This is a genomic window from Proteocatella sphenisci DSM 23131, assembly GCF_000423525.1.
GTDB classification, from domain to species: Bacteria; Bacillota; Clostridia; order Peptostreptococcales; family Filifactoraceae; genus Proteocatella; species Proteocatella sphenisci.
The window spans coordinates 16,191-30,353 of sequence record NZ_AUID01000023.1 but is presented as its reverse complement, the minus strand read 5'-3'; the positions used below and the strand labels follow the sequence as shown (position 1 = coordinate 30,353).

The 14,163-nt window shown below is 37.4% G+C and carries 15 protein-coding genes; 14 read left to right on the top strand and 1 reads right to left on the bottom strand.

Annotated elements, in window-relative coordinates; all coding sequences use genetic code 11:
- Nucleotide 1: 1 nt before the first annotated feature.
- The 3 genes from G558_RS0109245 to G558_RS0109235 are packed head-to-tail and all read left to right on the top strand — an operon-like array spanning nucleotide 2 to nucleotide 1,639.
- Nucleotides 2–568, top strand: a complete 567-nt coding sequence (locus G558_RS0109245; protein WP_028829915.1) for a 5' nucleotidase, NT5C type — start codon at nucleotides 2–4, stop codon at nucleotides 566–568.
- The gene (locus G558_RS0109240) at nucleotides 568–1,095 is read left to right on the top strand and encodes a chromate transporter (protein WP_028829914.1); all 528 of its coding nucleotides are present in this window, start codon (nucleotides 568–570) and stop codon (nucleotides 1,093–1,095) included. Before G558_RS0109245 ends, G558_RS0109240 begins: the two co-directional genes overlap by 1 nt.
- Nucleotides 1,096–1,102: 7 nt before the next feature.
- A complete protein-coding gene (locus tag G558_RS0109235) occupies nucleotides 1,103–1,639 on the top strand; it encodes a chromate transporter (RefSeq protein WP_028829913.1) in 537 nt (178 codons plus the stop codon).
- A gap of 7 nt (nucleotides 1,640–1,646) precedes the next feature.
- Here the strand turns inward: G558_RS0109235 and G558_RS0109230 are convergent, their stop codons facing one another.
- Nucleotides 1,647–2,573, bottom strand: a complete 927-nt coding sequence (locus tag G558_RS0109230) for a TIGR01212 family radical SAM protein (RefSeq protein WP_028829912.1) — start codon at nucleotides 2,571–2,573, stop codon at nucleotides 1,647–1,649.
- Nucleotides 2,574–2,766: 193 nt separating this feature from the next.
- Between G558_RS0109230 and G558_RS0109225 the strand changes: the two genes are divergently transcribed.
- The 11 genes from G558_RS0109225 to G558_RS0109175 all read left to right on the top strand — a co-directional run bounded on the left by G558_RS0109225 (nucleotide 2,767) and on the right by G558_RS0109175 (nucleotide 14,097).
- Nucleotides 2,767–3,234 carry a ribosome maturation factor RimP gene (locus tag G558_RS0109225; RefSeq protein ID WP_028829911.1) on the top strand — a complete coding sequence of 156 codons (468 nt, stop codon included), beginning with the start codon at nucleotides 2,767–2,769 and terminating at the stop codon, nucleotides 3,232–3,234.
- 21 nt (nucleotides 3,235–3,255) lie between these two features.
- Nucleotides 3,256–4,419, top strand: a complete 1,164-nt coding sequence (nusA, locus tag G558_RS0109220) for a transcription termination factor NusA (protein ID WP_028829910.1) — start codon at nucleotides 3,256–3,258, stop codon at nucleotides 4,417–4,419.
- An 18-nt stretch (nucleotides 4,420–4,437) separates the two neighbouring features.
- The gene (rnpM, locus tag G558_RS0109215) at nucleotides 4,438–4,716 is read left to right on the top strand and encodes an RNase P modulator RnpM (protein WP_036931863.1); all 279 of its coding nucleotides are present in this window, start codon (nucleotides 4,438–4,440) and stop codon (nucleotides 4,714–4,716) included.
- A complete protein-coding gene (locus G558_RS0109210) occupies nucleotides 4,713–5,051 on the top strand; it encodes a L7Ae/L30e/S12e/Gadd45 family ribosomal protein (protein WP_028829908.1) in 339 nt (112 codons plus the stop codon). The genes rnpM and G558_RS0109210 overlap by 4 nt, the downstream gene beginning before the upstream one ends.
- On the top strand, nucleotides 5,020–8,016 hold the full coding sequence (gene infB, locus G558_RS14570; protein WP_071604475.1) for a translation initiation factor IF-2: 2,997 nt from the start codon (nucleotides 5,020–5,022) through the stop codon (nucleotides 8,014–8,016). Before G558_RS0109210 ends, infB begins: the two co-directional genes overlap by 32 nt.
- Before the next feature lie 17 nt (nucleotides 8,017–8,033).
- On the top strand, nucleotides 8,034–8,465 hold the full coding sequence (gene rbfA, locus G558_RS0109200; protein ID WP_028829906.1) for a 30S ribosome-binding factor RbfA: 432 nt from the start codon (nucleotides 8,034–8,036) through the stop codon (nucleotides 8,463–8,465).
- A gap of 159 nt (nucleotides 8,466–8,624) precedes the next feature.
- Entirely contained in the window at nucleotides 8,625–9,680 is a 1,056-nt protein-coding gene (locus G558_RS0109195) for a DHH family phosphoesterase (RefSeq protein WP_051188621.1), read from the top strand.
- Nucleotides 9,662–10,588 (top strand): tRNA pseudouridine(55) synthase TruB, encoded by a 927-nt coding sequence (gene truB / locus G558_RS0109190; RefSeq protein ID WP_028829904.1) that lies wholly within the window; start codon nucleotides 9,662–9,664, stop codon nucleotides 10,586–10,588. Before G558_RS0109195 ends, truB begins: the two co-directional genes overlap by 19 nt.
- Before the next feature lie 45 nt (nucleotides 10,589–10,633).
- Complete coding sequence (locus G558_RS12930) at nucleotides 10,634–11,539, top strand: bifunctional riboflavin kinase/FAD synthetase (protein ID WP_169337718.1); 906 nt, start codon at nucleotides 10,634–10,636, stop codon at nucleotides 11,537–11,539.
- Nucleotides 11,540–11,657: 118 nt separating this feature from the next.
- Nucleotides 11,658–11,921: a 30S ribosomal protein S15 gene (rpsO, locus tag G558_RS0109180; RefSeq protein WP_028829903.1), complete on the top strand. Its 264-nt coding sequence runs from the start codon at nucleotides 11,658–11,660 to the stop codon at nucleotides 11,919–11,921.
- A gap of 88 nt (nucleotides 11,922–12,009) precedes the next feature.
- Nucleotides 12,010–14,097: a polyribonucleotide nucleotidyltransferase gene (locus G558_RS0109175; protein WP_028829902.1), complete on the top strand. Its 2,088-nt coding sequence runs from the start codon at nucleotides 12,010–12,012 to the stop codon at nucleotides 14,095–14,097.
- Nucleotides 14,098–14,163 lie beyond the last annotated feature (66 nt).

The following is a 14,163-nucleotide window of genomic DNA, read 5'->3' as shown; positions in this document are numbered from 1 at the left end:
TATGAAAAAATATAATATTGGAATAGACATAGATGGAACACTTACATTTGCAGGTTATTTTCTTCCATATCTCAATGAGTATTTTGGAAGAAATGTGGGATACGAAGAGCTTAATAAATACGACTTCAGGGACATTTACGATGTTTCTGACGAAGAAATGATGAAATTTTTTAAAGGAGAGGGAAAAAACCTTATTTTTAATGTGGATCTTCTCGATGGGGCCAGAGAGACTGTTATGGAACTCTCAAAAAAGCACAATGTGTGGATAATAACCGCCAGAAACCCAGATATGCACGAAAAAACCAGAAGCTGGCTTGATTATAATGGACTTGAAAAAATTGAACTTATAACACTGGGAACGCCACACAAACTGGAAAAGGCCACAGAACTTGGTTGTGAGATATTTATAGAGGACCATCCCGATGCATCTGTAGATATTGCTGCGGCCGGTATAAAATTATATCTTGTGGACGCCCCATACAACCAAGTATCAGTACATGAAAACATAACCAGAGTCCACGGCTGGGAAGAAATAAGATCTATTTTCACACGAGAGGGAATTCTGTAGTGATAATAAAGCTGTTCTGGATATTCTTCAAAATAGGGGCCTTTACACTTGGCGGAGGCTATGCCATGCTCCCACTTATTGAGAGAGAACTCGTGGAAACTCATAAAATGTTAAGCAGTGAGGAGTATTATGATGCGGTAGCGCTTTCTACAAGTTTGCCGGGTGCTATAGCTGTAAATTGCAGTATCTTTACAGGGTATAAAATAAGAGGGTTTTTAGGGGCGCTCGCTGCTGGTTTTGGGTCAATACTTCCAGCCTTCGCAGCTATAATAGCAGTAGCAACATTTTTTGATGATATATCATCTCTTGAACCAGTAAAACTTATTTTTAAAGGAATACGCCCAACAATAGTAGTAATGATAATTTATGCACTTATAAATATGGCTAGAAATACAGACTTTTCTGGAAAAAGAAAATATATAGCTGTAGCGGCACTGGGACTACTTATGCTCAATGTCTCGAGTTTCTATATAATACTTGCAGCTGCTTTATCCGGAATGGTCTTCAAGAAATTGGAAAGAAGGTGAAAGTGTTATGCTTAACCTGTTTTTAAGTTTTGTGAGAATCGGGGCCGTAAGTTTTGGGGGAGGCTATGCTGTCATATCTATGATTCAGCAGGAAATACTCGAAAAATACAATGTTATAGATAAGAGTCAGTTTATTGATATGCTTGCACTTTCAGAGATGACGCCTGGCCCGCTTGCGATTAATTCTTCGACCTTTGTAGGTTTCAAGTCTGGGGGAATAATGGGTGCATTTGTTGCTACGCTGGGAGTGATAACGGTTCCCGTCATACTCTCGCTTACTCTGGCCTCTTTTTATAAAGGAAACAGCACTGGAGGAACTATATCTAAGCTGCTTTACGGCATAAAGCCTTGTGTAGTTCCTATAATACTCTTTGCTGTAATAAAGTTATTTCCAATGTCTATAACGGATATTTACGGATTTCTTATCGCTGCGGTGATGGCAGCACTTTATCATTTCAAAAAAACATCCCCCATATTAATGATAATAATCGGGGGATGCTTGGGATATCTGGTCTATGGCATTGCAATACCATATTTTATATAGTAATAAACTAGCATATATCAAGATAGTTCTTGGATTGATAAAGATTGTTCAAGCGCATGTATTTTTGAATACCATTGAGAACGTAACGCTTGTCTAGAACCCATAAGGGAGCTAACAGGCTTTCTTTTTTTCCATCGCCTGTAATACGGTGAATGACCATATGGGGGGGAAGGTAGGTAATCAGATTACTTATAAGCTCTATATATTCATCGGCAGAGCGCAGATAAAACTTGTCGGAAAGATAGTGCTTTTCAAGATCTGTGTTTTTAAGAATATTAAGCATCTGAAGCTTTACGCCCCAGACTTGCTTGCTCGAAATATATTCCAAAGTATTTCTCATGTCGTCAAAATTTTCGCCAGGAAGATTTAGAATAATGTGAGATACAGTTTTTATTTTAAGGCTGTTGAGATTCTTCATTGCAGTATCAAAAGTACGCAGTCCATAGCCACGTCTTATAAAGTCAGCTGTCTTTTCATGTATAGTCTGAAGACCAAGTTCTACCCATAAAAAGGTTTTAGAATTATATTCAGACAAAAGTGAAAGAACATCAATGCTTAGACAGTCGGGTCTGGTAGCAATCGCTATACCCACTACGTTTGGGAAGGCAAGGGCTTCGTCATATTTTTTTCTAAGACTATCAATATTATCGTATGTGTTTGTAAAATTTTGAAAATATGCAATATATTTACTTTCAGGCCATTTTGTTTCCAGAAGAAGAGACTGATCTTTCATCTGCTGAGTTATGCTGAGTTTTCTGTCACCTGAAAACTCTCCTGAGCCCTCTTCGGAACAGAATATGCATCCTCCATATGCCAGACTTCCATCTCGGTTTGGACAGCTGAATCCGCCATCTATTGAGAGTTTGATGACTTTGCAGCCAAACTTGGACCTAAGATAACTATTTAAAGAAGAATATAATTCTGTATTTGACATAAAGACATCCTTTCCAAAATTGATTTTTAACTATATACCCATTATAGCTCAAAATATAAAAAAATACTTAAAAAGCATTGAAAAACCTTGCAAAATCTGTTATTATAGTAGATATACAATATAAAAACGGGCCAAAAGAGTGGGAAAAACCCACTCTTTCGTTTTAGAATAAACAAAAAAAGGAGGGTAAAACATGGCAAACAAAACAGAAGAAATGGTAGAATCATTGGTACTGGAAGTCCTTCCTCAAGAATATGAATTAGTAGATACGGAGTATGTAAAAGAAGGATCTGACTGGTATTTAAGAATACTGATAGATATAAAAGCTGAAGATGAAAAAATTAGTTTAGAAGACTGTCAGAAATTCTCGAGAATAGTAAGTGAGATGCTCGATATAAAAGATCCTATACAAGAGCAGTATATGCTGGAGATTTCTTCTCCTGGAATAGATAGAGCACTTAAAAAAGAAAGAGATTTTGTAAGAGAAAAAGGAAAAGAAGTTGAAATAAAGCTCTACAAACCGATTGACGGGCAAAAAGAATTTGAAGGAATTCTTTTAGGACTAACTGAAGAAGGCATTGTACAGATAGAATTCAACAATAGAGTTATTGAATTAAACAAAAAAGATATTGCTATAATAAGACTTAAAGTAATATTTTAATTTTAGGAGGTAAATTAACAGATGAACGCTGATTTCATAACAGCACTGAACCAGATTGAAGCAGAAAAGGGCATAAGCAAAGACGTAATTATAGAGGCTGTTGAAAATGCATTAGTAAATGCCTACAAGAAAAATTTTGGGGCTACAAATAATGTAAGAGTTGTAATAGACAGAGAAAACGGAGACATAAAAGTATACACATCAAAAACAGTAGTTAACAAGAGAGAAATAGACCTTTTGGATGGGGAAATTTCACTTGAGGGAGCTCAAGAAGTAAATATGACCTATGAAATAGGGGACATAGTAGAAGAAGAAGAAACTCCGAGAAACTTTGGAAGAGTAGCCGCCCAAACTGCGAGACAGATGGTTGTTCAAAAAATCAAAGAAGCCAGCAGAGATATAGTGTTTGATGAATTCTCACTTAAAGAAACTGAGATAATGACAGGAGAAATAGTGAGAAAGGTCAATGGACCTCAAAGAGCTAATGTGCTTGTAAATCTGAGCATAAGAGGGAAAAATGACCTGCTTATTGCAACTGAAGCAATGCTGCCTTCACAAGAACAAATGCCTACTGAAGAATATGAGGTAAATGACAGAATAACTGTATACCTTATGGAAATAAAAAAACAAAATGGAGTGCCGCAATTGCAGGTATCCAGAAGCAATCCAGGGCTGGTAAAGAGGCTTTTTGAAAGAGAAGTCCCAGAAATCAGCGAAGGGATAGTTCAGATAAAATCGATTTCAAGAGAAGCTGGATCCAGAACAAAAATGGCAGTATGGTCATCAGACCCTGGAATAGACCCTATAGGAGCATGCGTAGGATCTAAAGGTCAAAGAGTAGAAAACATAGTTGATGAACTCAGGGGCGAGAAAATAGACATAATCGTTTATAGTGATGATCCGATAGATTATATTTCCAGTGCGCTGAGTCCTGCAAAAGTAGTGTCTGTGGAGATTGGCCTTGAAGAAAAGACGGCAAGAGTAGTAGTGCCGGATTATCAACTTTCGCTTGCAATAGGAAAAGAAGGACAAAACGCAAGGCTTGCAGCTAAACTTACGGGATGGAAAATCGACATAAAAAGTGAAAGTCAATCACTTATAGCTGAAGAAATGGCTGAAGAACTAGCCGAAGAAATAAGTGAAGAGATAACACCGGAAACATCAGACGAACTGATTACAGAATAAAAGTGCAGGAGGGCAACTATGGCACAAGCAGTGAAAACCAAAAAAATTCCTCAGAGAAAATGCATAGTCTGTACAGACAGAAGCGATAAGAAAAAACTTATAAGAATAGTAAAAAATAAAGAAGGTCAGATATTTGTAGATCCTACAGGGAAAGCCAATGGAAGAGGTGCATATATCTGTCAAAGCATGGAGTGTATGGAAAAAGCAATAAAAACTCATGCTCTTGAAAGAAGCTTCAGGGTAGAAATCCCGAGTGAAGTATATGACCGTCTTAAAGAGGAGCTGATAAAAGCTTGAAACAAAAAATAAAAACAATGCTGGGATTTGCAAAAAAAGCAGGAAAAATAACCTCGGGAGAGGGAATTACCCTGGAAAATCTCAAGAACTCAAGAGTGAAACTTGTCATACTGGCAAGTGACGCATCCAACAACACATCTAAACGAATAAAAGACAAAGCCAGCTACAGGAACATAAGGGTAATAGAAGACCTGGACAGGTATGAAATCGGAAGAGCAATCGGTACAGAAGAACGAGTAGTAGTAGGAATTACTGATAAAAACTTTGCGGATAGTATCAAAAAAATAGTTGGAGGTGAAGAACTTGGAAAAGATACGAATACACAAACTAGCTAAAGACCTTGGGCTGCCAACAAAAGAATTTATAGATATGCTAAGTAAGGTCGGATTCAAGATTGACAGCCATATGGCTGCAGTTACGGAACAAGAAGCTCAACAGATGATGAAAAAATTATCTAATGTTAAGATTGACATGGAAGCAAATAAGAAGGATAATAAACATGGTAAAATAGAATCGAAAACAAACGATGAGATAAAAAAGGACGATATGGAAAACAAAATAGAAAACAAAACAGAAAAAGAAACTCAAAAAGATGCAACAAGCCTGGGTAAAAAAGAAGAACAAGCGCAAAAGCCAGAACAAGCGCAAAAACCACAGGGAGAAAGAAAGCCTTATCAAGGAACTCAAAGCGGAGAGAGAAAACCTTATCAGGGAACTCAAACAGGAGAAAGAAAACCTTATCAGGGAAGCTCAACAGGAGAAAGAAAACCTTATCAGGGAAATTCAACAGGAGAGAGAAAACCTTATCAGGGAAGCTCAACAGGAGAAAGAAAACCTTATCAAGGAACTCAAACTGGAGAAAGAAAACCTTACCAGGGAACTCAAACAGGAGAGAGAAAGCCTTATCAGGGAACTCAAACAGGAGAAAGAAAACCTTACCAGGGAAGCTCAACAGGAGAAAGAAAACCTTACCAGGGAAGCTCAACTGGAGAGAGAAAACCTTATCAGGGAAGCTCAACAGGAGAGAGAAAACCTTATCAGGGAAGCTCAACTGGAGAGAGAAAACCTTATCAGGGAAGCTCAACTGGAGAGAGAAAACCTTATCAGGGAAGCTCAACTGGAGAGAGAAAACCTTATCAGGGAAGCTCAACTGGAGAGAGAAAACCTTATCAGGGAAGCTCAACTGGAGAGAGAAAACCCTACCAGGGAAGCTCAACTGGAGAGAGAAAACCCTACCAAAAGGGTGGTCCATACAACAAGTCAGCTGACAATAAAAAGGATTCAAAAGAGGATCTTACAAAAGAAGAACTGCTTATAGAAATTAAAAAAGAAGAAAAAAGAAAAGAACTTAAGATAGAAGAGACAAAAAAAGCAACAGCTGACAAGTCAAAAAAGAAAGATAACAAATTTGCATCTGGCGAAATGAAGTATGCCAAGCGAGACCTTACTAAAAAAACTCACAGCAAGAAGAAAAAAAGAGGAAAATCTGACAACGTAGTAATAGAAGATCCAGAAGTAGTTAAAATTGAGGGAAGTGCAAAAGACGGTATACTTTCAATTGGAGAAACTATTGTTGTAGGAGAGTTTGCAAAGGCGCTTGGAGTTCAGGTATCAGAAGTAATATTAAAGCTTGTAAAAATTGGTATAATGGCAAGTATAAATCAAGAAATAAAATTTGAAACTGCAGAAAAAGTAGCAGTGGATTATGATATCATACTTATCCAGCAAGAAGTAGAGGAAGAACCTCAGGATCTTGTGGATATAGAGATAGAAGAAGATGCTGAAGAAAATCTTAAACCAAGAGCACCAATCGTTGCAGTAATGGGTCACGTTGACCACGGTAAAACAACTCTGCTTGATACAATAAGACACACTGGAGTTGCAGAAAAAGAAGCCGGTGGAATAACGCAGCACATAGGAGCTTCGGAAGTTGTTGTAAAAGGTCAGAAGATAGTCTTCTTGGATACTCCTGGTCACGAGGCCTTCACAGAAATGAGAGCCAGAGGAGCCAAAGTAACAGATATAGCAATAATAGTAGTTGCAGCAGATGATGGAATAATGCCACAGACAGTAGAGGCAATAAACCACGTAAGGGCAGCAGGAGTACCACTTATTATAGCTATAAACAAAATAGACAAACCAACTGCAAACATAGATCAGGTAAGACAGGAACTTTCTGGCCACGGACTTCTTGTAGAAGCTTGGGGTGGAGACGTAATAGATTGCCCAGTATCAGCAAAAACTGGAGAAGGAATGGAAAATCTCCTTCAAATGGTATTGCTTGTATCTGAGTTAGAAGAATTTAAAGCAAACCCAGACAGAAATGCTGTGGGTTGGGTAATAGAGTCAAACCTTGACAAAGGTAGAGGACCAGTTGCTACAATAGTTGTATTAAACGGAACTCTTAAAGTTGGAGATGCAGTCGTAGCAGGTTCATCACATGGTAAGGTAAGAGCTATGATAAATTCCAAAGGGAATCGTACGGGCAAGGTTGGACCTTCAACTGCAGTTGAGATACTTGGACTAAACGAAGTTCCAAATGCTGGAGACCAGTTTGTAGTAGTAGAGAATGAAAAACAGGCAAGAGCAATAGCGGAGAAGAGAAGAGACAAGATAAGAGAAGACTATATGAAGTCAACTTCAAAAATCCATCTTGAGGACCTATTCTCTCAAATGCAGCAAGGTTCGGTTAAAGAACTTAATCTTATTGTAAAAGCTGACGTTCAAGGTTCTATAGAGGCACTTAGAGGATCGCTTGAAAAGATAAGTAACGAAGAAGTTACGGTAAAAGTTATTCACTCAGGTGTTGGAGCTATAACTGAATCAGACGCAATGCTGGCTTCTGCATCCAATGCAATAATAATAGGATTTAACGTAAGACCTTCAATTGGAGCGGCATTTATAGCAGAAAGAGAACAGGTAGATATGAGAACCTATTCAATAATCTATCAGGCTATAGAAGAAATTGAAACTGCTATGAAGGGAATGCTGGATCCGGAGTTTGTAGAAGAAGAGCAGGGTAAAGCAGACGTAAGAATGGTATTCAAAGTGCCAGGTGCAGGTATGGCTGCTGGATGTTATGTTACAAAAGGCAAGATTGCAAGAACTTCTAAAGTAAGACTTGTAAGAGACGGCATAGTTGTATATGATGGAACTATAAACTCACTTAGAAGATTCAGAGACGAAGTTAAAGAAGTAGCAACAGGGTATGAATGCGGAATAAGCTTAGAGAAATACAGCGACATAAAAGAAGGCGATATAATTGAAGCATATTTCATGAAAGAAGTTAAAAGAAAATAAGAAATGCAGGTGATAATATGTCATACGCAAGAACAAGTAGAATAAGTGAAGAAATAAAAAAAATAATTGGAAAAATGCTCTTTGAAGGTCAGATTAAAGACGTCAAAGTAAGCGGTTCAAGATCACTTATATCAGTTACAGGTGTAGAGGTGGTAAGAGACCTCAGATACGCATATGTTTATATAAGTGTACTTGGAAAAGATCAGGGAAGTGTAATGCAAGGGCTCAAGCGTTCTGCTGGATTTGTAAGAAGAGAAGTAGGAAAGCAGATAGACATAAGATATATCCCTGAGATTATTTTTAAGGTTGACGACTCTATCGAAAGAGGAGCGCATATGTCAAAAATTATAAATGATCTGAACAAGGAAAGCGACGATAACAGAAAAAACAGAGAAAAAATGGAAAACACAAAGGACAACAAAGAAAACAGTGACAACAGCGAAGAATAAAAATCAGCAATATAAATAAAAATGGCGGTGAACTTCTGAGTTTTTATCAGGAGCCTCACGGCCATTTTTATATGGAATAAAACTTGCTTTTTATTGTAAACAAGTATGTATATCTGATATAATCAAGATAATAAATACATTACCAGGGAAGAGAAAAATATGACCAAAATAAATAATATAGAAAAAATTGTAACAAAGATAAACAGCTCAAAGAATTTTATTATAACATCACATACAAGCCCTGACGGAGACAATATAGGTTCGTCTATAGCCCTGACGATTTACCTGAGACAGCTTGATAAAAAAGCATGGCATGTAATCGACGACAGTGTTCCAGAAAATTTAAGATTTCTTCTTGACGAACCCGGGCACAGGGTAAAAAATGAGAGCGATTTGACAGGCAGGAAACACAGAATATATACAAGCGAAGAATTTCTTGATACACAAGCGGGGAAATCAGTAGTTGACAGTGGTGATTATGTGCTGGTAATCCTTGATACCTCAGATGAGCCAAGGATATGCATCTCAGAAGAAATACTAAAAAATGCATCATCTACTATAAACATAGACCATCACATTTCTAATGACTGCTATGCAGATATAAACCACATACAGCCTGACGTAAGTTCGACTTGTGAGGTATTATGTAAGATTTTAAGATCTATGGATGAGAAAAAAGTGACACCACAGATAGCGACAGCAATTTATACAGGGATATCAACTGATACAGGAAATTTCCTCTATGATTCGGTAGATGCTTACACATTTGAAAATGCGAGTTTTTTGACTAAAATGGGAGCTGACAGAGACACTGTAGCAAATCGAATATATCAAAATACCAGCTATAATTATATAAAACTCACAAAAGAGTGCCTGGATACTCTGGAAGTAGAAGCTGGGGTAGGAACCATGCTGCTTACCCTCGAAATGCTTGAAAACAACCAAGTTGATGCCAAGGATACCGATTCACTTGTGAACAACATCATAAACATTAATGGAGTCAGGGTAGCAATCCTTATAAAAGAGAAGGGACATGACGAGTACAAGATATCTCTTCGATCAAAGGATGCCACTGATGTATGCGAGATAGCAGGCAAATTTGGCGGTGGCGGACATAAAAGAGCCTCTGGGTGCACCATAAATGGAGATATAACAAGCGTAGTTAAGAGAATAAAAGATGCAGCAAAGGAGCAGATATGTATAACGGATTTATAAATGTGCTAAAGCCTACGGGAATGACATCAAATGATCTAGTAGGTAAACTCAAGTATCTGACCAGAACCCACCTTGGTGAAAAAATCAAATTTGGTCATACTGGGACACTTGATCCTAATGCTGCCGGCGTAATGATGGTATGCTGCGCAAGGGCTACAAAATTCAGTCAGTATGCAGTTGAAAAGAAAAAAACATATATAGCGGAAATAACTTTTGGAAAGACTACTGATACCATGGATACCTATGGACAAGTGACTGAGGAAAAAGAACCCGGAATTTTGAGCAGACAAGAGATAGAAGACGTGCTTTCAAAATACAAAGGCGAAACTATGCAGATCCCTCCTAAGTTCAGCGCAATAAAGATAAATGGGCAGAAGCTATATGATCTGGCAAGAAAGGGTCTTGAAATACCAGAAATAAAATCTCGAAAAATAAATATTACAAAACTTGAAATAATTGATTATTCACATCCGCGTATTAAAATTGAAGTGGAATGTTCAGCTGGAACATACATCAGAAGTCTGGCACAAGATATAGGGCAAGATTTGGGAGAATTTGCTCATCTGAGCCTTCTTATCAGGACTAAAGTGGAAGATTTCTCTATTGAAGAAAGTTATAGTATTGAAGAACTGGATTTTTTGATTGGTCAGGGGAAATTCACACAAGTGATTGTAAAACCTGAAAATTTGCTTTCCAAATACCCGAATCTTGTGATAAAAGATGAATGTCAGAAATCATATCTCAATGGAATGCATCTGACTCAGAGAGATTTAAAAAGTGAAATTGAAAAAGAAGTGTTAGATTCCAGGCATAAGGTATATAATGAAAGTGGTGACTTTTTGGGGATAGGGAACCTCAAGAAGAACTACAATTCAAACTATGTGTTAAAATCAGAAACTCAAATATAGACAAGAGAAAGGTATAATTAGATGACATTCCTGGAATATATAAAAATGACAGAAATAAAAAGGGATACTGTGATTACGGTGGGAAATTTTGATGGACTACATCTGGGGCATATGCAGCTTATAAAAAAAGCTGTTCTTATAGGCAAGAGAGAAAACCTTGAAAGTATAGCTTTCACTTATGATATACACCCGCTAAGCTTTTTATATTCAAAGTCTGTCCATCTTCTTATGAGCAATCAGGACAAAGAAAATATACTTATTTCAAGAGGAATAGATCGTGTGCTGCATGTGCCATTTGATGAACAGATAAGAAATATGACCAGTGAAGAATTTTGTGACATTATACTCATAGACAAACTAAGAGCAAAGCATCTTGTCATGGGAGCCGATGCAAAATTTGGTAAAGAGAAACAAGATATTTATAAGATAAAGGACTACTGCGAAAGTCGTGGAATAAAAGTTCACATCATACCTCTCCTTATTATGGACGACAAGCGCATATCAAGCTCTCATATAAGAAAACTTGTGGAACATGGAGACATAGAGACCGCAAATCGTTATCTTGGGAGGATGTTTTCTGTAGAAGGAAAGGTTGTTCATGGTAAGAAACTTGGAAGAAAATTAGGATATCCAACTGCAAATCTGCACATAGATGCTGACAAGGCAGTTCCTGCAAAAGGGGTCTATGAAACAGAGGTAGATATAGATGGGAACCTATTCATAGGAGCTACAAATGTAGGCAACAACCCTACCCTTGGAGAGAAAAAGCTAAGAGTTGAAACTTACCTTGTTGGATTTGAAGGAGACCTCTATGATAAGACCATCAAAATCAGGTTTGTAAGAAGACTCAGAGATGAAATAAAATTTGACAGCCTTGATAAACTTGTTGAACAGATGGCAGAAGATGTAAAAAATATAATGGAAAACAGGTCTAAACATGTTTACGAATAATAAGCTATGTGATATAATAATAAAGATTGATTTTGCCTGAAACTAGGACTCACGACACTCCGACGTAAGCCTTGGTCCAGGACATGATTGATAAAAAAACTAAAAGGAGAAAAAGAAAATGACTAAAGTTGAAAAAGAACTTATAATCAAAGAATACGAAATTCATGAGGGAGACACTGGTTCCCCAGAAGTACAGATAGCTATTCTTACACACAGAATCAATGAGCTTAACGGCCATCTTGGGGTTCACAAAAAAGATTACCATTCAAGAAGAGGACTTCTTAAAATGGTAGGTAGCAGAAGAAACCTACAAAAATATCTTAAAGCCAAAGACCTTGGTAGATACAATACTCTAATTGCAAAATTAGGACTTAGAAAGTAAAGGAAAAAAAGAGCGGGAAAAAACCGCTCTTTTTCTATAAAAAAATGAAATTAAACTTATGTATAGAATTAATGTAATGGAGGTATCGATGATACAAAAATTTGAAATGCAATTAGGCGGCAAAAACCTTGAAGTAGAAATAGGTAAATTAGCAGAGCAGGCAAACGGAGCTTGTCTGTTAAGATGCGGAGATACAGTAGTGTTTGTTTCTGCTACAAACTCAAAAAGCCCAAGAGAGGGGATAGACTTTTTCCCTCTAAGTGTAGATTTTGAAGAAAAGCTTTACTCAGTAGGAAAAATTCCAGGAGGTTTTATAAAGCGTGAAGGAAGACCTTCAGAAAAAGCAGTACTGACATCAAGACTGATAGACAGACCCATAAGACCACTTTTTCCAAAGGGATACAGAAATGACGTACAAGTAGTGGCTGTGGTTATGTCAATAGATCCAGATGTAAATCCAGATACTCTTGCAATGATAGGTTCATCAATATCACTTTCAATATCTTCAATTCCATTTAATGGTCCAACTGGATCGGTAGCGGTGGGACTTATAGATGGAGAATTTATAATAAACCCAGATCTTGAGCAAAGAGCAGTCTCAGAGATGTATCTTGTTGTATCAGGAACAAAAGACGCAATAATGATGGTAGAAGCTGCTTCAAATGAGATTTCAGAAGAAGTAATGCTAAAAGCTATACTTTTTGCCCACGAACAAATCAAGGATATAGTTGAATTTGTTGAAAAAATAGTTAAAGCTGTTGGAAAAGAAAAAGACGAGTACGCAGTTTTTAAAGCACCTGAAGAAATAGAAGCGGAAGTAGTAGCTTATACAAAAGATAAGATGAAAGCTGCTATTCTTACAAAAGATAAGCTTGAAAGAATGGATAACATGGACAAAGTTAAGAAGGAAACTCTTGAACACTTTGCTCAGGTATATCCAGACAACATCAAGCACGTAGATGAAGTAATATACAAGATAACAAAACAAGGTGTAAGAGATCTTATACTGATAGACAGAATAAGACCAGACAACAGAAGCATGGAAGACATAAGACCTATCTCGTGTGAAGTTGGAACTCTTCCAAGAACACACGGAAGCGGACTCTTTACAAGAGGACAGACTCAGGTAATGAGCATTACTACGCTGGGATCACTAAGAGATGCACAGTCAATAGATGGACTTGGTGAAGAAGACGAAAAGAGATACATGCATCATTACAACTTCCCATCATACAGTGTAGGTGAAGCAAGACCATCAAGAGGTCCGGGAAGAAGAGAAATAGGTCACGGAGCCCTTGCAGAAAGAGCACTTGAACCAATGATTCCTTCCAAAGAAGATTTCCCTTATGCAATAAGAGTAGTTTCTGAAGTACTTTCTTCAAACGGATCAAGCTCACAGGCAAGTGTATGCGGAAGCACACTGTCGCTTCTTGATGCAGGAGTACCGCTAAAAGCTATGGTAGCAGGAATTGCTATGGGTCTTATCAAAGAAGATGATAAAGTAGCAATACTTTCAGACATTCAAGGAATGGAAGACTTTTTGGGAGACATGGACTTTAAAGTTGCAGGAACTGAAAAAGGTATAACTGCAATCCAAATGGACATTAAGATATCAGGAATAGATGAAGAAGTGCTTACAAAAGCGCTGGCTCAGGCTAAAACAGGTAGACTACACATACTTTCAGAAATGCAAAAAGCAATAGCAGGGCCAAGAGAAGAAGTATCAAAATATGCGCCACTTGTTATCAACATGCAGATTAACCCAGATAAGATAAGAGACGTAATAGGGTCAGGTGGAAAAGTTATCAACAAGATAATTGAAGAAACTGGAGTTAAAATAGATATCCAAGACGATGGAAAGATATTCATACTTGCCATTGAAAGAGATATGGGTAAAAAAGCAAAAGCAATAATCGAAGGCATAGTAGCTGATCCGATTCCAGGAACAGTCTACAAAGGTAAAGTAACAAGACTTATGCAGTTTGGAGCATTTGTTGAGATACTACCAGGAAAAGAAGGTCTGCTTCACGTATCACAGATTGATATAAAAAGAGTAGATAAAGTTGAAGATGTGCTTAAGCCAGGAGATGAGATTGAAGTACTGCTTCAAGAAATCGACTCACAGGGAAGACTTAATCTTTCAAGAAAAGCTCTTCTTCTTAAACAAGACAAATAATATCAAAATATGCATTCTGAAGTCAGGCTATTATAATTACTGATTTCGGAATGTTTTTTTAGAGGT

Bases quoted from the DNA above. Each gene is read 5' to 3' on its own strand.
- G558_RS0109175 (WP_028829902.1), top strand. From the start codon at position 12,010: ATGATACAAAAATTTGAAATGCAATTAGGCGGCAAAAACCTTGAAGTA.
- rbfA (WP_028829906.1), top strand. From the start codon at position 8,034: ATGTCATACGCAAGAACAAGTAGAATAAGTGAAGAAATAAAAAAAATA.
- rnpM (WP_036931863.1), top strand. From the start codon at position 4,438: ATGGCACAAGCAGTGAAAACCAAAAAAATTCCTCAGAGAAAATGCATA.
- G558_RS0109225 (WP_028829911.1), top strand. From the start codon at position 2,767: ATGGCAAACAAAACAGAAGAAATGGTAGAATCATTGGTACTGGAAGTC.
- G558_RS0109245 (WP_028829915.1), top strand. From the start codon at position 2: ATGAAAAAATATAATATTGGAATAGACATAGATGGAACACTTACATTT.
- G558_RS0109195 (WP_051188621.1), top strand. From the start codon at position 8,625: ATGACCAAAATAAATAATATAGAAAAAATTGTAACAAAGATAAACAGC.
- G558_RS12930 (WP_169337718.1), top strand. From the start codon at position 10,634: ATGACAGAAATAAAAAGGGATACTGTGATTACGGTGGGAAATTTTGAT.
- rpsO (WP_028829903.1), top strand. From the start codon at position 11,658: ATGACTAAAGTTGAAAAAGAACTTATAATCAAAGAATACGAAATTCAT.
- G558_RS0109230 (WP_028829912.1), bottom strand. From the start codon at position 2,573: ATGTCAAATACAGAATTATATTCTTCTTTAAATAGTTATCTTAGGTCC.
- truB (WP_028829904.1), top strand. From the start codon at position 9,662: ATGTATAACGGATTTATAAATGTGCTAAAGCCTACGGGAATGACATCA.
- G558_RS0109235 (WP_028829913.1), top strand. From the start codon at position 1,103: ATGCTTAACCTGTTTTTAAGTTTTGTGAGAATCGGGGCCGTAAGTTTT.
- nusA (WP_028829910.1), top strand. From the start codon at position 3,256: ATGAACGCTGATTTCATAACAGCACTGAACCAGATTGAAGCAGAAAAG.